We start from the raw sequence: 16,773 nt of genomic DNA on the forward strand, positions 1-16,773 counted from the left end.
CTCCCATCGCGTCCTCACTGTCCGTTACTGGACTATGGAGCGACTCACAGAGGACTTGGCGATTCGGGTCACCTTGCGTTAGCGTCGGCGCCTGTTCCGGTCGGGTCCTCAGGGCTCCCCCAGAGACCCACCCGTCCGGACCGCCGAGCCGCGCTCGCATGACGCCCGTTCCTCCCGGTTCCGGGTGAGACACCGATGCGCGGGCCGGGGACCCAGCCGCGCCGCGTCCCTCCAGTGCAACACGTGGCGCACGGGGTGAATCCCGCTGCAGCGCAGCCGCAGCGGGTAGGGCGCGCTTCCCTGCCCGAACCCGACAGCTAACCCGGTAGGCGGACGAGGAAGAAAGGCCACCCGTGGCTCAAGCCTGCTCCGACACCGATTATCGTTCGCGAACCAGTGCCATCATTCGCCGCGTCGCCGCCTACACGGGAGTCACCCTCGCCACCGTCGCGATCGTGACCGCCTTCGCCGGCACCCACGCCGACGCGGCCGACATCGACTACACCTCCGCATCCGCCTCCGAGATCGAAGCCCACTTGGCCGATCTCGAGACCCAGCGCGACGACGCCGCCGCCGACCTCCAGGACCTGCGGGTCCGGCTCGGCGAAGCCCGGGCCGTCGTCGACGCCGCCACCGCGGACTACGGGACCTCCAACGCGCAGCTCAGCATCGTCACCGCCGCGGTCGAATCCGCCGAGGACGACCTCGACGCCAAGGTCACCACCCTGGTCGCCTACGCGCAGGAGCAGTCCGACAAGTACGACGAGGCCGAGGCCGCCGCCGAGACCGCCGAAGGCCTCACGGCCGACATCGCGACCGCGCAGCGGCAGATCAAGGCCCTCGACACCGAGATCGACGAGGCCGAGAAGGCCGCGGACGAAGCCGCGGCAGCCGAAGCGGCAGCCGCCGCCGAGGCTGAAGCCGAAGCCGAGGCCGCAGCGGAGTCCGCCGCTTCCAGCGACTCGTCGTCCTCCGACTCCGACTCCACGGCGGCCTACAGCGCCGACGCCGCGACCGCCGCGGTCGAGTTCGCCCGCGACCAGCTCGGCGAGTCCTACGTCTACGGGTCCGCCGGCCCCGACACCTGGGACTGCTCGGGCCTCGTCCAGGGCGCCTACGCCGTCTCCGGCATCTCCCTGACGCACTACACGAACGCGATCTGGGACGAGACCAGCGCCATCGACCGGGGCGACCTGAAGCCGGGCGACCTGGTCTTCTACAACGGCCTGGGCCACATGGCCATGTACATCGGCGACGGCCAGGTCATCCACGCCCCCAAGCCGGGCGACGTCGTGAAGATCTCCGATCTCGACATGGGCATGTCGATCGACGGCTACCGCCGGGTCTGACACGTCCGGAAGACGAGAGCACGACGAGAGGGCCGGGGCATTCGCCCCGGCCCTCTCGCGTTATGTCCTTAACGCTTCCGCAGTCAAGCTGCTTCAGCCATGACCTGGTCGTTGGCCAGTTCCTTGAGTCGGGCCAGCGCCTGGATCTCGAGTTGGCGGATGCGCTCGCGCGACAGGTGGAACCGGTGCGCGACCTCCGTGAGCGAGTGCTCGCGGCCGTCCTCGAGCCCGTAGCGGGCCTTGACGATCCCCGCCGAGCGCTCGTCGAGGTGGTTGAGCATCATCTCGATGCGTTGGCGTTCCATCCCGGCGAGGACGACGTCCTCCGGGCTGGGCTCGTCGGAGTCGGCGACGAGGTCGCCGAGATTGGTGTCGCCGTCGTCGCCGATCGGCGTGTCCAGCGAGACGGTGTCCTGGCTCCAGCGGATGAGCTCGTTGACCCGCTCGACCGTGACGCCGAGCGCCTTGGCGACCTGGTCGGGTTCGGGGTCGCCGCCGAGCTCACGGGTGAGCTGGCGGGTCACGTTGCGCATCCGGTTGACGTCCTCGACCAGGTGCACCGGCAGGCGCACGGTGCGCTCCTGCTGGGCGATCGCCCGGCTGATGGCCTGACGGATCCACCACGTGGCGTAGGTCGAGAACTTGAAGCCGCGCTGGTAGTCGAATTTCTCGACGGCGCGGACCAGGCCCGTGTTGCCCTCCTGGATCAGGTCGAGCATCGGCATCCCGGAACGGACGTACCGGCGGGCGATCGAGACGACCAGCCGCAGGTTCGCCTTGATGAACTGCTCCTTCGCCTTCGCACCGTCTTCGACCAGGCGCTTCAGGTCCTTTTCGGTGGCGTCGCCGAAGGTCTCCCCCTCGCCGAGCAGGTGCTTCGCGAACAGACTCGCTTCGATAGCCTTCGCCAAGTCGACCTCGGCGGCGGCGTCAAGCAGCGGCGTCTTCGAGATCTCATGCAGGTAAACACCCACAAGGTCTCGTTCCTCAGCGACCTCTTCGGTGGTGAGGGTGGGTGTTGTCGTTTGCTCCACGCTCAAGGTCTCCTCCAGCTTCCTCGTCCCCCGACACCGCGTGAACGGTGTACCAGTTACAACGACCGCTTCGTTGCGTGGAATTCCGTGCCCCGGTGTTCGATGCGCCACGGTTACGAAATCGATGCGAATCGGTGGCCCTAGGGCCTTCACACCGTTTCGAGTACCCGTTTTCATCGGCTAAGCTCGGTTCACGGCTCCCATTTCAGAGACGGGGGCACTTCGGCCTCATGATGCCTCTGAGACGGGGATCACCTCACCTCGGCAGAGGCCTGATGACCCGAGCCCTGGTCACGGGATCGTCTCCGGTCTGCTTCATCGCAAACCTTCAATCTCTAGGGGAACACGCGCCCTACCTTGAAAAAGTTGAGAGATCATCTTTTTGCGGCCCTAATCACTGCGATCCGGGCCGCAAAGGCGGCGACGCTCTGATACCCGCACCATAGCGGACTGTAGCGGTGACAAGCAACACCTTTCTCAGGCGTTGATGTCCGATTCCGAACACCTCTCGTTCTTCTCAGTCTGCGCCCTCCAGAGGCACCCGTGGGGCGCTTCCGGCAGCGTGCCGCGTAGATCACCTGGTGTGTCGCTTGCGCGTAGAGTTGGGCCGGTGACTGAAGAACGCCTAGTGTGGGTCGACTGCGAAATGACCGGCCTCGACCCGGAGACCGAAGCCCTCATCGAGATCGCCGTACTGGTCACGGAACCGGATCTCACCCCCTTGGACGCCGGACTCGACATCGTGATCGCCTGCGACCCGGCACACCTCGCCGACATGGGGGCGTTCGTCGCCGACATGCACGCCAAGTCCGGGCTCACCGACGAGGTGCGGGCCTCGCAGGTCTCCCTGCAGCAGGCCGAGGACGCGGTACTGGAGTACGTCAAGCAGCACGTGCCCGAAGCGCGCACGGCCCCGTTGTGCGGCAACTCGATCGCCACGGACCGCACCTTCATCACGAAGTACATGCCGCGCCTCGACGAGCACCTGCACTACCGGATGATCGACGTCTCCTCCATCAAGGAGCTGGCGCGGCGCTGGTACCCGCGCGTCTACTACAACCAGCCGCCCAAGGGCCTCGCCCACCGCGCCCTCGCCGACATCCTGGAGAGCGTGCAGGAACTCGAGTACTACCGGCGCACCCTGTTCGTGCCGCTGCCCGGGCCCTCCAGTGACGAGGCCAAGGCCGCCGCGGCGAGCATCGCCGGGAGCACCGGAGACTGAGACGGTCGACACCGAACCCCGTTGACAGGAACCCCGGAAGCTTGGCTATGATTGTCGCCGATCCCAGGTTTTCCCTGCGAGATCGGTCTTGGTGGTCGTAGTTCAGTTGGTAGAACGCCTCGTTGTGGTCGAGGAGGTCGCGGGTTCGAGCCCCGTCGATCACCCCAAGGAAAAAGCCTCGCGGCACTGCCGCGAGGCTTTTCGCTTGTCCAGGGTCAGCGCTGGTTCCGCTTGCGGCGCAGGCGTTCCTGACGCTTGCGCGCCTCGGCCGGGCGAAGGATCAACCGCTCGGCGATGGTCAGTGCCGTCGCCACCACGCCCAGCGGGATGACGACCCAGACCGGCCAGAAGTACTGGTGGCTGCCCGACAGCCAGTACACGAACCCCCAGACCCCCGTGACGATGCCGACGGGGATCGAGCTGCCCACCCAGAGCCACTTGATCCACTCCGGGGTGCGGAGCTTCTCGGGCACGAACGCGTCCTCCTGGGCCTTGAGCACCCGCTGATACGCCGGCAGGTCCTGGAGGATCGGCTCGGCGTCCGCCCAAGTCTTCGCCGCCATGAGGATGTCCACGCGCTTCTCGTACTCGTCGAGGTCGATGTAGTCCTGGTCCACCGAGGATCGCAGGATCTCGGTCAGGGCCGTGCGCTCGGGACTGCCGATCCGCATCTCGCGGTCGTCGCCGAAACGTTCGAGGGAGGACATTCGTTGGGCTCCTTGGGGAAGGGATGGGGGTTCGGGTCAGTGGCGATCGCGGCGCTCATTCCGGTCCTCGTCCTCGTGGCCGTGACCGTCCCACCCGCCGTTCACCAACTGCATGACCGTGGCGATGCCGAGGCCCAGGATGGGCCAGATCGGCCAGAAGTAGGTGGGCTCCCCGGTGCCGATCCAGGTGGCGACCCAGATGCCGGTGGTAATGGCGCCCACGGTGACCAGGCCGCGCAGGGCGGGGAACCGGTGCAGCCAGGGCGGGCCGCCGTGCGGGTGCCCGTGGGGGCTCTGAGCGGGGGCTTCGGCGGGCGCTGCGGGCACGACCTCGGCCTCTTTCGGGCGGCCGCCGGGGAGGTCGTCGAAGATGAGGTCGAGTTCGGCGTTCGTCTTGGCCTCGTAGGCCGTCTTGGCGCGCTCATCGAACTCCGCGAGGTCGATGCGGCCTTCGTCGAGGGCGGCCTGCAACTGCGCGATCGCCTTGTCGCGGTCGGCATGGGAGATCCGCAGCTTGCCGTGGTCTTCGGTCACGAGGCCAATTATGGCATCGGAGTCCTATTCGGCGCGAGCCGCGCTCGCGACCGCGTCGCCCAGCTGTTCGACGCCGCCGTCAGGGGCCGTGAGGACCCAGACGCCGTCCTCGCAGAGCGCGATGGTGTGCTCGACGTGGGCCGCGATGGAGCCGTCGTCGGTCACGATCGTCCAGCCGTCCGCCAGTTCGGCGGTCTCCTCCGAGCCGAGGGTGATCATCGGCTCGATCGCCAGGGCCATGCCCGGGCGCAGCTTCGGGCCCTCGTTCGGGCGCCCGTAGTTGAGGATGTGCGGGTCCTGGTGCATCTCGGTGCCGATGCCGTGCCCGCCGAAGCCCGTCACGATGCCGTACTCGCCCGAGTGCTCCACCGAGTGCTCGACGGCGTGGGAGATCCCGCCGAGGCGCTTCGCGGTGGCCGCGGCCTTGATGCCGGCCCACATGGCGGCCTCGCAGGCCTCCCGCAGGGCCGTCAGCTCCGGGGCGACCTGGCCGATCTCGAGGGTGATCGCGGCGTCCCCGTGCCAGCCGTCGACGATCGCGCCGACGTCGACCGAGAGGAGGTCCCCTTCCTTGAGGACCACGTCCTGCGAGGGGATCGCGTGGACGACCTGCTCGTTCACCGAGGAGCAGATCGAGCCGGGGTAGGGCCCGTTGCCGATGTCGTAGCCCTTGAAGGAGGGCACCGCACCGCAGTCGCGGATGACCTGCTCGGCGATGCGGTCGAGTTCCGCCGTCGTCACGCCCGGCCCCGCGGACTCGCGCATGGCCTGATGGACCTCGGCCACGACGAGACCGGCGGTCCTCATTTTGAGGAACTGCTCGGGCGTCTTGTACTGGATGTTCTGGCGACGACGGAACACGACGGGGTTACTTCGCGGCGCCGATGGCGTTCAGGGCGCGCTCGGTGACCTCGGCGACCTCGCCGAGGGCGTCGATCCGCGTGAGCTTGCCCTGCTGCTCGTAGAAGCCCACGAGCGGCGCGGTCTGCTCGGCGTAGACCTCGAGGCGGTGCTTGACAGTCTCGGGCTTGTCGTCCGAACGCTGGAAGAGGTCCTCGGAGTCGGGATCCGCGGGCGGGTCGAACTCCAGGTGGTAGATCTTCCCGGTCGACTTGGAGACGCGGCGGCCCGAGAGGCGGCGGACCACCTCGTCGTCGCTCGCGGTCAGCTCCAGGGCCACGTCGAGGGTGACGCCGGCCTCGTCGAGGATCCGGTCGAGGACCTTCGCCTGCTCCGTGTTGCGCGGGTAGCCGTCGAGGAGGAAGCCGTCCTTGGCGTCGTCCTGGGCCAGCCGGTCGGCCACCATGTCATTGGTGACCTCGTCGGGCACGAGTTCCCCGGCGTCCATGTACTCCTTGGCCTTGAGCCCCAGCGGCGTGCCGCCGGAGACGTTGGCGCGGAAGATGTCGCCGGTCGAGATCTTGGGGATGCCGAGCCGCTCGGCGATGATCTCAGCCTGGGTGCCCTTGCCGGCCCCGGGCGGGCCTACCAGTACCAGTCGCAAAAGTCTTCCTCCCGTGTCGTCGACATGCCAGTAGCGCGGCTGGAAAGCCGCGCTCTGGCGCTGAGGTCAGGCCTGCGTCAGCGCAGGAAGCCCTCGTAGTGGCGCTGCATCAGCTGGGACTCGATCTGCTTGACCGACTCCAGGCCGACGCCCACCATGATCAGCACCGAAGTACCGCCGAACGCGAACTGTGCGAACAGCTGCTGGTTACCGAACGCGATGATGGCCAGATTGGGAAGGATAGCGATCGCGGCCAGGTAAAGCGAGCCCGGGAAGGTCAGGCGTGACAGGACTCGCTGCAAATAGGTCGCGGTCGGGTTGCCCGGACGCACGCCGGGGATGAATCCGCCGGCCTTCTTCATGTTCTCGGCGACGTCGTCGACCTTGAAGGTGATCGAGACGTAGAAGTACGTGAAGAAGATGATGAGGAACGCGTACAGCGTGATGTACACCCACGAGCCCTGGTTGAGCAGGTACCGGTCGATGAACTGCACCCACTGGGAGTCGCTGTTCTGGTTGAGCTGGCGGAACAGCGTCGGGATGTACAGGAGCGAGGAGCCGAAGATGACGGGCACGACGCCGGCCTGGTTGACCTTGAGCGGGATGTAGGTCGAGGTGCCGCCGTACATCCGGCGGCCGACCATCTTCTTGGCGTACTGCACCGGGATGCGGCGCTGCGACTGCTCGATGAAGATGACCGCCACCATGATCGCGACGCACAGGCCCACGATCACGCTGAACATGAACCAGCCCTCGGACTCCTGCAGTGCCCAGAACTGGCTCGGCATCTGCGCGGCGATCGAGGCGAAGATCAGGAGGCTCATGCCGTTGCCGACGCCGCGCTCGGTGATCTGCTCGCCGAACCACATGATGATCGCGGTGCCCGCGACCATGACGGCCACGACGACGATGATCGTCATCCAGAAGGGGATGTTGGCGTCGGTGGTGGAGAGGTCCGGGAGGATCGGGTCCGGGCACTCGGCCTGGAACAGGATGCCCGAACGCGCCAACGCGATGTAGCCGGAGGCCTGGAGCAGGGCGAGGCCCAGCGTCAGGTAGCGCGTGTACTGGGTGATCTTGACCTGGCCCGGCTGGCCCTCCTTGCGGAGCTGCTCGAGCCTCGGGATCACCACGGTCAACAGCTGCATGATGATCGACGCGGTGATGTACGGCATGACGCCGAGCGCGAAGACCGAGAGCTGGAGGAGCGCTCCACCGGTGAACAGGTTCAGGAGTCCGAAGACCCCGGCCTCATCGGTGGGCTGCTGGTTCAGACAGGTCTGCACCGCCGTGTAGTCCACGCCGGGACTCGGCATCTGCGCACCAAGACGATACAGTCCGATGATCATCAAGGTGAACAGGATCTTCTTGCGCAGATCGGGGGTCCGAAACGCGCTGATGAAGGCGGAGAGCAATGCGGTTCCTCCTGAACAAGACCCCCTGGCGGGGCCCATGGTGTTGCGGGGCAACACCTTTCGTAACCAGTGGGCGTGTGTAGTTCGTAGCGAGAGCGACACACGCCCGAGGAAGACGGTGGTCCTCGCCAAGGGAGCCTAGCAGGCGCATTCGGACGCAGAGTATTCGGCATTCATTACGACGAAACGGGCCGGAGTTCCCTCCGACCCGTTTCGCAGATCATGTGTTCGGCTACCTCGGTTCGCTTGTGTCGCACAAGCTCTGCCGTGGTTACCCGGTGCGATTACTCGCCCAGGGCCTCGCCGGTCTTCTTGTCCACCACGGTGGCCGTGCCACCGGCGGCGGTGATCTTGGTGAAGGCGGAGGAGGAGAAGGCGTGGGCCTTCACGTCCAGCTTGACGCCTTCGAGCTCGCCGGAGCCGAGGACCTTGATGAGCTCCTTCTTGTTGAGGACGCCCACCTCGATCAGCTGCTCGGGGCCGACCTGGCCGCCCTCGGGGAAGAGCTCCGCGAGGCGGTCGAGGTTGACCACGGTGTAGACGAGCTTGTTGTGCGGCTTGAAGCCCTTGAGCTTCGGCAGACGGATCTGGAGCGGCATCTGCCCGCCCTCGAACCCGGCCGGCACGGTCTTGCGGGCCTTGGTGCCCTTGGTACCGCGGCCGGCGGTCTTGCCCTTGGAGCCTTCACCGCGACCCACACGGGTCTTGGCCTTCTTGGCGCCGGGGGCCGGCTGCAGGTCATGAATGCGAATAGCCATGACTACTCAACCTCCTCGACGTCGACCAGGTGGCGGACACGGTGGACCATGCCGCGGTACTGCGGGAGGTCCTCTTTGAAGACGGTCTGGCCGATCTTGCGAAGGCCGAGCGTCTGGATGGTCGCACGGGCCTTCGGCTTCTCGCCGATGACCGACTTGTGCTGGGTGATCTTCAAACGTGCCATGTCGATTCCCCTACGCCTTCGCGGCCGCGGCGGCCTCGGCGCGGGCGCGCAGCAGGCCCTGAGGAGCGATGTCCTCGAGCGCCATGCCGCGGCGGGCCGCGACGGCCTCCGGGGACTCGAGGGCCTTGAGCGCGGCCACCGTCGCGTGGACGATGTTGATCGCGTTCGAGGAGCCCAGGGACTTCGACAGGATGTCGTGAATGCCGGCGCATTCGAGCACGGCGCGCACGGGACCACCCGCGATGACACCGGTACCCGAGGAAGCGGGCTTCAGGAGCACCTTGCCGGCCGCGTCTTCACCGAAGACCTCGTGCGGGATGGTGCCGCCGATGCGGGGAACCGTGAAGAAGTTCTTCTTGGCTTCCTCGACGCCCTTGGCGATGGCCGCGGGAACTTCCTTGGCCTTGCCGTAGCCGACACCGACGTTGCCGTTGCCGTCGCCGACCACCACGAGGGCGGTGAAGGCGAACCGACGGCCGCCCTTGACGACCTTGGCGACGCGGTTGATGGTGACTACACGCTCGACGTGCGGGGACTTCTCGGCGCGGTCGCGACCGCGACCGCCGTCGCGGCCCCCGCGTCCGGCGCCACGTCCGCCGCCGCGGCGGTCGCCGCCGCCGGCGGCGCCGTCACGGCTGCCGGCCGCTTGCTGTTGATCAGCCACGAGACTGATTCCTTTCGTTCGCTCAACGCCAGCCCGAAACCGGGCTGACTCGCATTGAATGTCCAGCTTCGAGAGCCGGAAGAGTCGCACCGAAGCGCAACCTCTCGATTATGCCTGGTCAGGGGTACATCAGCGAACGGCGGGGTCGGGCTGAGGCCGAGGACACAGCAGGACCGCCGCCAGTGCTGCGAAGTCCGCTGGCGGCGGTCCTTGTCCAAGGCCCCGAACGCTCGGTTCGGGGCGGTGCGGCGGGTGGGCCTAGAGGCCGGTCACGTCCCATTGCTGGTTGGCGGCACCGGTGCAGGTGCTCTGCACGAGCGCGGCACCGTTGGCGTTCGAGGCGGGCTGGAGGCAGAGCCCCGAGTGCTGGGCCACGATCGTGTAGTTGCCGTTCGCGGCGGTGCGCAGCGAGAAGCGCTGGTTCCCTCCGGCCCAGCAGCCCCACTGGCCGACGGGGGCGCCGCTGGCGGTGGCCTCGTCGAGCACGTCCCAGCATTTGCCGGTGGCGGTGTTGGAGACGGCGCCGACCTTGGAGCCGGGGTAGACCGGGTCGAAGGTGAAGGCCTGGGGTGCGCCGTTCCAGCAGTCGTACTGGATGAGCTTGGTGCCGTTGGTGCTGGAGCCGGCGGGTACGTCGATGCAGCGGCCGGAGGCGGCGTTGACGAACTTGGTGGCGTACGGGCTGCCGTCCTCGGAGCCGACGACGCCTTGGATCGTGCCCGCGGCGGTGTCGATGTTGAGGGTGGAGTACCAGGTCAGCGACATGGAGGTGTTGCTGGGGAAGGCGATGGGCAGCCAGACGTACTCGCTGTCCATGGGCTTGCCGCCCCATTGCGGTCCCCAGCGGTCGCCCATGTAGAGGTAACTGGTGCCGGCGGTGCCCTGCACGGTGGTGACGAAGGTCGGCTGGGAGCCGAAGGTCGTGGAGTTGCCCGCGTTGGTCCAGCCCGACCAGGCGCCCTCGGGGAAGTTCGTGGTGGTGGCGTACTGGGTCTGGTTGGCGTTCCAGCCGGTGGCGCCGGAGGTGACGAGGAAGTAGACCCCGTTGCGCTGGAAGACGGCCGGGGCTTCACGGTGGTAGCCGTCGAAGACGTGGACGAGCTCGTCGATGGCGAGGTAGTCGGGGGTGAGCCGGTAGACGTTGAGGTCGTAGTTCACGTCGGCGGCGGAGATGAGGTAGCCGGTGCCGTCGGTGTCGACGAAGAGGGTCATGTCGCGGGAGTCGTATCCGGCGGGACGGAAGGAGCCCTGGTAGTCGTAGTCGCCGGCGACGGTGTCGGAGACGGCCACGGCGACTTCGGCGTCGCCGTAGTCGACGCCGTTCTCCTTGTGGGCCCAGAGGACGTACTTGCCGGTGCTGGCGTTGTAGATGACCTTGGGGCGTTCGATGTTGGCCGGGGAGAGCTCGGGGTCGGACTCGGCGCTGAGGATGTCGTTGGCGAAGGTCCAGTTCACGAGGTCGGTGGAGGAGTACATGCTCACCTGGTCGAACAGGTAGTCGTTGCGCTGCTCGCCGACCATGTAGTAGGTGCTGCCGACCTTGAGCATGCCGCCGCCGTGCGCGTGCATGAGGTTGCCGGAGGTGTCGGTGATGGTCTGGCCGTTGTCGAATGACACGGGCGCCGCCACGGCCGGGGCCGGGGCGGCGAGGCCGAGGGCCGCGGTCACGAGGGCCGTCGCGGCGGCGAGGGCGCCCAGCCGCTTGCTTGCTGACATCGTCGTCTCCTTCTCGAGCGCCCCAAGGGAGAGGGCGTGATCGAATCATGTCGATATTTCCACAGATTCGAACCCTTGTAAACACCCTTCGACAAACCGGTTGAATAACCGGCTGCGCAGGCGCAACGCTCGCAACGTGTCCGCAGTCTTACTTGATGGCCCCCGCGGTGAGTCCGGCCTGGATCTGGCGCTGGAAGAGGATGTAGGCCAGGAAGATCGGGATCATGGCCATCACGGTGCCCGCGAACAGCGCGCCCGAGTCGCCCTCGTAGCCCTGGCGCAGTGCTAGGTTCGCCAGGCCCTGCGAGATCACGGCGTCTTCGGGGTTGCGGCTCAACAGGACCAGCGGCAGCAGGAACTGGTTCCACTGGCCGATGATGTTGAAGATCGTGATGGCGATGAGGCCCGGCTTGGCCATGGGCAGCATGACCTGGAAGAACAACCGGTAGTGCCCGGCGCCGTCCACGACCGCCGCCTCGGCGACACCCGATGGGAGCGTTCGGAAGAACGCGGTCAGGAAGAAGACCGTGAACGGCAGCGAGTAGGCGATGTAGACGATCACGAGCCCGGGGTAGGTGTTCAGCAGCCCCACGTTCTGGAGGGTCTTGAACAGCGGGAACAGCGCCAGGAACACTGGGAACATCATGCCCGCGGCGAAGCCGAAGTAGATGATGCGGTTGCCGAAGAACTCGTAGCGGGCCAGCACGTAGGCCGCCATGGCGCCCAGGAGCATCGTGCCGGCGACGCTGAAGACCATGACCTGCACGGTGTTCAGGAAGTAGTTGCCGATGTTCCCGTTGGTCCAGGCGTTCAGGTAGTTCGCCAGGTGCAGCCCGTCGGGCAGACCGAGCGGGTCTGAGGCGATCTGCCGGGTGGTCTTGAACGAGGTCATGACGATCCAGACGACCGGGATGATGACCATCAGGGCCCACAGCCACAGGAAGCCCTGGGAGAAGAAGTTGAGGACGTTGCCCTCGGGGCGGGGCGCGGGCTGCGCGGTCCGCGCGGCGGGGGCCTCGGTCTTGGCGGGGGTCTCGGTTGCCATGTCGCTCCTCAGAACTCGATCCGCTCGCGGCGGCCGAACCGCAGCGACACGACGGCCAGGCTCAATGCGGCGAAGAACAGGACCACGCCGAGCGCCGACGCGAACGCCTGCTCGCCGTGGTTGAACGCGTACTTCCAGATGACGCCGCCGACCACTTCGCTCGCCGCGTCGGGCCCGCCGCGTTCGGGCGTCATCATGTAGATGAGGACGAACACGTCCAGGGCCACGATGGACAAGTAGATCCACGCGGTCTGGACCGAGTCCCACAGCAGCGGCAGGGTGATCTTGAAGAACATCTGGATCCGCCCGGCGCCGTCGATGATCGCCGCCTCGTACAGGTCGCGCGGGATCGAGGCCATCGCCGAGGAGAAGAACACCAGGTAGAAGCCGACGGCGCTCCAGACGAGGACGCCGATGACGGCCGCGAGCACGAAGCGCTTGTCGGCCAGGAACCCGTTGACCGGGGCCGGAAGCCCGACCGAGGTGAGCGCCCCCGTGATGAGCCCGCCGAAGTTCTCCGGCGCGTAGACCTGCTTCCACAGGATCCCGATGATCGCCACCGAGAGCACCTGCGGGAAGAAGTAGACGATCTTGTGGAACCGGGCGCCGCGCACGCCCTCGATGCGGCCCTGGCGGACCTTCCCGCCGAGGTTGAGCATGAACGCGAAGAACAGGCCCAGCGCGATCGTCACGACCGGCAGCACCACCAGGATGATCCCGGTGTGCCGCAAGGCGGGCAGGACCAGTCGCTTGTCCTTGAACAGGTTGACGTAGTTGTCGAAGCCGATGTAGTCGAACGTGTTGCTCGACCCCGACCAGTCCGTCAGCGAGATCTGGAAGGCCTGGGCGAAAGGCAGGATCACCAGCCAGGCGTACAGCCCCACCGGCAATGCCAGGAAGCTCAGGATGAACGGATATTTGCCGTGCTTCACAGCCCAGGCCCTCCTCTCTGTCGCTCGTGCTTACTCGTCGTGGGTGAACTTCTCGATGGTGTCGTCGGCGGCGGTCTCGTCGGCGACCGCCTGCATCCGCGCGATGAAGTCCTCGGGCGTCGCCTCGGCGTTGATGAGCTGGCCGAGCGCGGGACGCACCTCGTCGTTCATCTTCGTGTACCAGTACCGGAACTTCGGCTGGAACATGTCCTCCGGGTTGGCCGCCAGCGCGTCGGTGGTCTTGGCGGCCTCGTTCTCGAGCTCCACGCCCTTGACGACGGTGGCGGCCTGGACGGCGTCGGCGAAGATCTGCGAGCCCTCCTTGGAGAGCATGATCCGCAGGTACTCGTAGGCGCCCGCGAGGTTGGTCGCGTTCTTCGGCACCACGAACGGCTCGTCGCCGCCCGCGCTGATGAGCCCGGGCTGGACGCTCCCTTCGAGGTAGGGCACGCCCATCGGCATGTACTCGAAGCCCTCGGGTGCGATCGCCGCCTGCTCGTTGGGGAGCCAGGACCCGCACGGGAGGAACGCGGCCTCGTTGTTGTTGAAGGAGGTCTGGGACTGGATGTGGTCGATGCCGGCGCTGCCTTCGAGCAGGAAGCCGGACTCCCCGAGGCTGTACATCGCCTCGGCGGCCGCCACGACCGACGCGTTCGACCAGGCGCCCTCTTTGAGGTTGTCGATGTCCTTGAGGACCTGGACGCCGCCGTGGCGTCCGGCGAGCATGAGGAACATGTCGTAGAGGTACACCGGGTGCTGCCCGGCGTAGGTCCACGGCGCGATCCCGGCGGCCTTGATGGTCGGGCAGAGCGCCATCATCTCCTCCCAGGTGGTCGGCGGGGTCCAGCCCTGGTCGCGGAAGAGCTTGGCGTCGTACCAGATCGTCCACGCGTTGAACACGTAGTTGAGGGCGTAGACCTTCCCGTTGAAGGTGCCGGCCTCCAGCACGCCCTCGCGGAGGGTGTCGCGGACGGTCATCTCCGGGTCGTCGTAGGACGGCGCGTCGAGGAGCGGGGTGAGTTCGGCGAGCTCGCCGTCGCTGACGAGCGAGTCCATCGGGATCTGCTGGGCGCCCGAGTTGTCGAGGACGTCGGCCGGCTTGCCTTCGGCGAAGCGCGGCTGCTGGGTCTCCGCGATCGCCTGCGTCGCAAGGGACTCGATCTTCGCGTCGGGGAACGCCTCGTTGTAGAGCGCCTGGTGGGCGACGGCGTACTCGTTGCCGAAGCCGCCGTCGAAGATGACGACGTCCAAGGGCGCCTTGCCGTCGACGCCGAACGGGTTCTCGGCGTCGTCGCCGACGGTGACCTCTTGGGCGTCCTCGTCGCTGCCGCTGGTGGCGCAGGCCGCCAGCGACGAGGCGGCGAGCCCGGCGGCGGTGGCGCCGAACAGGTTGCGGCGGGAGAACAGCGGGTGGCGATCGGCTGGTGTGGTGTTCATGGTCGCTCCTTCAAGGGGTAGCAGGTTGGGCTGGACCGTGACTGTGGACGGTGAGAGGGTCAGCTCGTACCGTGCCGGGGCTGTCGGGTCGGCCGGTGGCCGACTACGGCTCGGGCCCGGGACTCCAGGGCTTCGAGGGCGTCGGGGAAGTTCCGCTGCGCGACGGCGATGTGGACGAGGTCGGCGACGAGCAGCGCCGAGTGCCGGGAGGCGAGCAGATCGGCGCGGTGGCCGGTGCGGGTGGTGGCCGAGACGAGGCAGACGTCGGCGATCTCGGCGATGGCCGAATCCGGGTCGCCGGTGAGCGCGACGGTGAAGGCGCCGCGGCTGTCGGCCTCGGAGAGCATCTCGACGACCTCGGCCGTCGAACCCGAGAGGGAGACGGCGACCGCGACGTCGTGCCCGCCGAGGAGGGCGGCGCTGGCGAGGGCGTCGTGGACCTCGGTCCAGACCCAGGCCGCGACGCCGGTGCGGTAGAAGCCCATCTGGAGTTCGCGGGCGACGGTGGCACTCGTGCCGACGCCGTACACGTCGACGCGGCGGGCGTCGCAGACGCGGGAGGCGACGCGCTCGACCGCTTCGAGGTCAAGCGTGTCCACTGTGTCGCGGAGCATCGCGGCGTCGATGGTGATGAGCTGCTTGAGGACCCGGTCGAGCGGGTCGGAGGGGGCGATCTCGCGCCCTATGTTGACGTCCCAACCGGTCTCGAGGCGGGCGGACGCACGTCCCGTTTCGGTTGCGATTGCAACCCTGAGGGCGGCGTAACCGTCATATCCGAGATGACGGCAGAATCTAGTGATGGTTCCTGGGGAGGTACCGGAGATCTCGGCGAGGTCCATGATCGTGGCCCGCGCCGCGGCTTCGGGGTCGGCGAGTACCTGGTCGGCCACTTTCGACATGGCTTCGGACAGGTCTCCGGCGCCGTGGCGGATCCGTTCGAGGACTCCGGCCGCGGCCGGAGGATTGGGTGCTTCAAACCCGATTTGGTCCATTGGCGTCCCCTTCGGGAGGTGGATGCAAGAAAAACTATTACCTATGACACACTCGTGTCAAGCTCATGAGAATTATTTTTACTGATTTGCACCGAAGGCGGATACTGCTGGTATCGCAAGGAGCGGGGACCCCATCATGCAAGCAAGACTCGCCGTCGGCCTCGACGCCGGCGGGACCAGCAGCCGCGCCGTTCTCATAGACGAGACCGGTGCGGTGCTCGGTACCGGTGCGTCCGGACCGGCCAATCCGGTCGGCGGCGACCGGGAGATCGCGCTGTCCAACATGGCCCTGGCATTCCAGCGGGCCCTCGGCGGCATCGACCCCGCAGAGGTCGGCTCGGTCTGCGTCGGCACGGCCGGAGCACTCTCCCTGACCGAAGAAGTCCGCGAACTCTCTGCGGACCTCAAGCGGCGCTTCGCGACCGACTGCGAAGTCCAGGTCGTGTCGGACGCGGTGATCGCGTTCGCAGCCGGATCGTCCGCATCGGACGGCACCGTGGTCGTCTCGGGCACCGGCGCTGTGGCGTTCGCGATCCGCGACCGCACGCCGGACCTGCGCTCCGACGGCTACGGCTGGCTCTTCGGCGACGCCGGCTCCGGATTCTGGCTCGGCCGCGAAGCCGTCAGGGCCGCACTGCGTCACATCGACGGCAACGGCCCGGGCGGACGCCTCGTCGAGGCCATCATCGCCGCGATCGCCCCGGAGCACCGCCGGTCGGGGGCGCTGGTCGCGAAGTGCATGGCGGACCCGCCCGTGCGGCTCTCGCGCTTCTCGGCCCTCGTGTGCGAGGCCGCGGACGGCGGTGACCCGGTGGCCGAGTCGATCGTGGCCAGGGCCGTGGGGCACCTGGCCGAATCGGTGTCGTACGTGGTCGACCGCGAACTGCCGATCGTCATGGCCGGCAGCCTCCTCACCCGCCCGACCCCCATCGCCGCACTCCTGCAGGAGCGGTTCCGCCTCGTGTACCCGAAGGCGGGCATCAGCAAAGCCACGGACCCGGCGATCGGAGCGGCCTGGATGGCCGCCAGCGCCTTCGTGACCGACCCCGACGCGAGAGTCAGGCTCCACCGCCAACTCGCATGGCGTTAGCCCTGCGCGGCAACGCCGCTACCCGCCGTTCCTCGGCTCGCTATCAGGTTGAGCAGCTGGTTTCAGGTTGAATTGCACGGGAAACGGCCGATCTGCACTGCAGCGCGTTTTCGACTTTGATCGCACGAACGCCGAACCAATAACGTCGACCTCAAGCGAAGATGTCCTCACGTTAGGTAATGATGTGAT

At 67.2% G+C, this 16,773-nt stretch carries 17 protein-coding genes, 1 tRNA gene and 1 riboswitch; of the genes, 4 read left to right on the top strand and 14 right to left on the bottom strand.

Features of this window, described 5'->3' with window-relative positions; genetic code table 11:
• Positions 1-180 precede the first annotated feature (180 nt).
• A riboswitch (cyclic di-AMP (ydaO/yuaA leader) is annotated at positions 181-347 on the top strand.
• A gap of 6 nt (positions 348-353) precedes the next feature.
• Positions 354-1,349 carry an NlpC/P60 family protein gene (locus tag ACFO8M_RS05780; RefSeq protein ID WP_387971817.1) on the top strand — a complete coding sequence of 332 codons (996 nt, stop codon included), beginning with the start codon at positions 354-356 and terminating at the stop codon, positions 1,347-1,349.
• A gap of 83 nt (positions 1,350-1,432) precedes the next feature.
• Here ACFO8M_RS05780 and ACFO8M_RS05785 read toward each other — a convergent pair whose 3' ends face one another.
• Complete coding sequence (locus tag ACFO8M_RS05785; RefSeq protein WP_387971820.1) at positions 1,433-2,389, bottom strand: sigma-70 family RNA polymerase sigma factor; 957 nt, start codon at positions 2,387-2,389, stop codon at positions 1,433-1,435.
• Positions 2,390-3,029: 640 nt separating this feature from the next.
• On the opposite strand from ACFO8M_RS05785, the gene orn reads away from it, so the two are divergent.
• Together orn and ACFO8M_RS05795 are read left to right on the top strand one after the other, a co-directional pair.
• Positions 3,030-3,605 (top strand): oligoribonuclease, encoded by a 576-nt coding sequence (orn, locus tag ACFO8M_RS05790; RefSeq protein WP_387972364.1) that lies wholly within the window; start codon positions 3,030-3,032, stop codon positions 3,603-3,605.
• Positions 3,606-3,696: 91 nt separating this feature from the next.
• A tRNA-His gene (locus tag ACFO8M_RS05795) sits at positions 3,697-3,772 on the top strand.
• Positions 3,773-3,820: 48 nt separating this feature from the next.
• On the opposite strand, the gene ACFO8M_RS05800 is transcribed toward ACFO8M_RS05795, so the two are convergent.
• The 13 genes from ACFO8M_RS05800 to ACFO8M_RS05860 form a co-directional block, all read right to left on the bottom strand.
• Positions 3,821-4,312: a DUF1707 SHOCT-like domain-containing protein gene (locus tag ACFO8M_RS05800; RefSeq protein WP_387971823.1), complete on the bottom strand. Its 492-nt coding sequence runs from the start codon at positions 4,310-4,312 to the stop codon at positions 3,821-3,823.
• A gap of 36 nt (positions 4,313-4,348) precedes the next feature.
• A complete protein-coding gene (locus tag ACFO8M_RS05805) occupies positions 4,349-4,846 on the bottom strand; it encodes a DUF1707 SHOCT-like domain-containing protein (protein WP_387971826.1) in 498 nt (165 codons plus the stop codon).
• 24 nt (positions 4,847-4,870) lie between these two features.
• Positions 4,871-5,707 (bottom strand): type I methionyl aminopeptidase, encoded by an 837-nt coding sequence (gene map, locus ACFO8M_RS05810; RefSeq protein WP_387971829.1) that lies wholly within the window; start codon positions 5,705-5,707, stop codon positions 4,871-4,873.
• A gap of 7 nt (positions 5,708-5,714) precedes the next feature.
• Entirely contained in the window at positions 5,715-6,350 is a 636-nt protein-coding gene (locus ACFO8M_RS05815) for an adenylate kinase (RefSeq protein ID WP_387971832.1), read from the bottom strand.
• A 77-nt stretch (positions 6,351-6,427) separates the two neighbouring features.
• Positions 6,428-7,765: a preprotein translocase subunit SecY gene (gene secY / locus ACFO8M_RS05820; protein WP_387971835.1), complete on the bottom strand. Its 1,338-nt coding sequence runs from the start codon at positions 7,763-7,765 to the stop codon at positions 6,428-6,430.
• Positions 7,766-8,049: 284 nt separating this feature from the next.
• Positions 8,050-8,523, bottom strand: a complete 474-nt coding sequence (gene rplO / locus ACFO8M_RS05825) for a 50S ribosomal protein L15 (RefSeq protein ID WP_387971838.1) — start codon at positions 8,521-8,523, stop codon at positions 8,050-8,052.
• 2 nt (positions 8,524-8,525) lie between these two features.
• Positions 8,526-8,708, bottom strand: coding sequence for a 50S ribosomal protein L30 (rpmD, locus tag ACFO8M_RS05830; RefSeq protein ID WP_270118543.1), 183 nt, complete (start codon positions 8,706-8,708; stop codon positions 8,526-8,528).
• Positions 8,709-8,718: 10 nt separating this feature from the next.
• The gene (gene rpsE / locus ACFO8M_RS05835; RefSeq protein ID WP_387971842.1) at positions 8,719-9,372 is read right to left on the bottom strand and encodes a 30S ribosomal protein S5; all 654 of its coding nucleotides are present in this window, start codon (positions 9,370-9,372) and stop codon (positions 8,719-8,721) included.
• A gap of 258 nt (positions 9,373-9,630) precedes the next feature.
• Positions 9,631-11,088: an RICIN domain-containing protein gene (locus ACFO8M_RS05840; protein WP_387971845.1), complete on the bottom strand. Its 1,458-nt coding sequence runs from the start codon at positions 11,086-11,088 to the stop codon at positions 9,631-9,633.
• Between the two features lie 148 nt (positions 11,089-11,236).
• Positions 11,237-12,133, bottom strand: coding sequence for a carbohydrate ABC transporter permease (locus ACFO8M_RS05845; RefSeq protein ID WP_387971848.1), 897 nt, complete (start codon positions 12,131-12,133; stop codon positions 11,237-11,239).
• Positions 12,134-12,141: 8 nt separating this feature from the next.
• A complete protein-coding gene (locus ACFO8M_RS05850; RefSeq protein ID WP_387971851.1) occupies positions 12,142-13,065 on the bottom strand; it encodes a carbohydrate ABC transporter permease in 924 nt (307 codons plus the stop codon).
• Positions 13,066-13,095: 30 nt separating this feature from the next.
• Positions 13,096-14,502 carry an N-acetylglucosamine/diacetylchitobiose ABC transporter substrate-binding protein gene (gene ngcE, locus ACFO8M_RS05855; protein ID WP_387971854.1) on the bottom strand — a complete coding sequence of 469 codons (1,407 nt, stop codon included), beginning with the start codon at positions 14,500-14,502 and terminating at the stop codon, positions 13,096-13,098.
• A gap of 59 nt (positions 14,503-14,561) precedes the next feature.
• Entirely contained in the window at positions 14,562-15,494 is a 933-nt protein-coding gene (locus tag ACFO8M_RS05860) for a MurR/RpiR family transcriptional regulator (protein ID WP_387971857.1), read from the bottom strand.
• Positions 15,495-15,630: 136 nt separating this feature from the next.
• On the opposite strand from ACFO8M_RS05860, the gene ACFO8M_RS05865 reads away from it, so the two are divergent.
• Positions 15,631-16,584, top strand: coding sequence for an N-acetylglucosamine kinase (locus tag ACFO8M_RS05865; protein WP_387971859.1), 954 nt, complete (start codon positions 15,631-15,633; stop codon positions 16,582-16,584).
• Positions 16,585-16,773 lie beyond the last annotated feature (189 nt).

The organism is Glycomyces rhizosphaerae (genome assembly GCF_042647865.1).
Lineage (GTDB): Bacteria > Actinomycetota > Actinomycetes > Mycobacteriales > Micromonosporaceae > Glycomyces > Glycomyces rhizosphaerae.

Excerpts from the sequence above, each read along its gene's own strand:
- orn (WP_387972364.1), top strand. The coding sequence starts at position 3,030 with ATGACCGGCCTCGACCCGGAGACCGAAGCCCTCATCGAGATCGCCGTA.
- ACFO8M_RS05800 (WP_387971823.1), bottom strand. The coding sequence starts at position 4,312 with ATGTCCTCCCTCGAACGTTTCGGCGACGACCGCGAGATGCGGATCGGC.
- rplO (WP_387971838.1), bottom strand. The coding sequence starts at position 8,523 with ATGGCTATTCGCATTCATGACCTGCAGCCGGCCCCCGGCGCCAAGAAG.
- rpmD (WP_270118543.1), bottom strand. The coding sequence starts at position 8,708 with ATGGCACGTTTGAAGATCACCCAGCACAAGTCGGTCATCGGCGAGAAG.
- ACFO8M_RS05840 (WP_387971845.1), bottom strand. The coding sequence starts at position 11,088 with ATGTCAGCAAGCAAGCGGCTGGGCGCCCTCGCCGCCGCGACGGCCCTC.
- ACFO8M_RS05845 (WP_387971848.1), bottom strand. The coding sequence starts at position 12,133 with ATGGCAACCGAGACCCCCGCCAAGACCGAGGCCCCCGCCGCGCGGACC.
- ngcE (WP_387971854.1), bottom strand. The coding sequence starts at position 14,502 with ATGAACACCACACCAGCCGATCGCCACCCGCTGTTCTCCCGCCGCAAC.
- ACFO8M_RS05860 (WP_387971857.1), bottom strand. The coding sequence starts at position 15,494 with ATGGACCAAATCGGGTTTGAAGCACCCAATCCTCCGGCCGCGGCCGGA.
- ACFO8M_RS05865 (WP_387971859.1), top strand. The coding sequence starts at position 15,631 with ATGCAAGCAAGACTCGCCGTCGGCCTCGACGCCGGCGGGACCAGCAGC.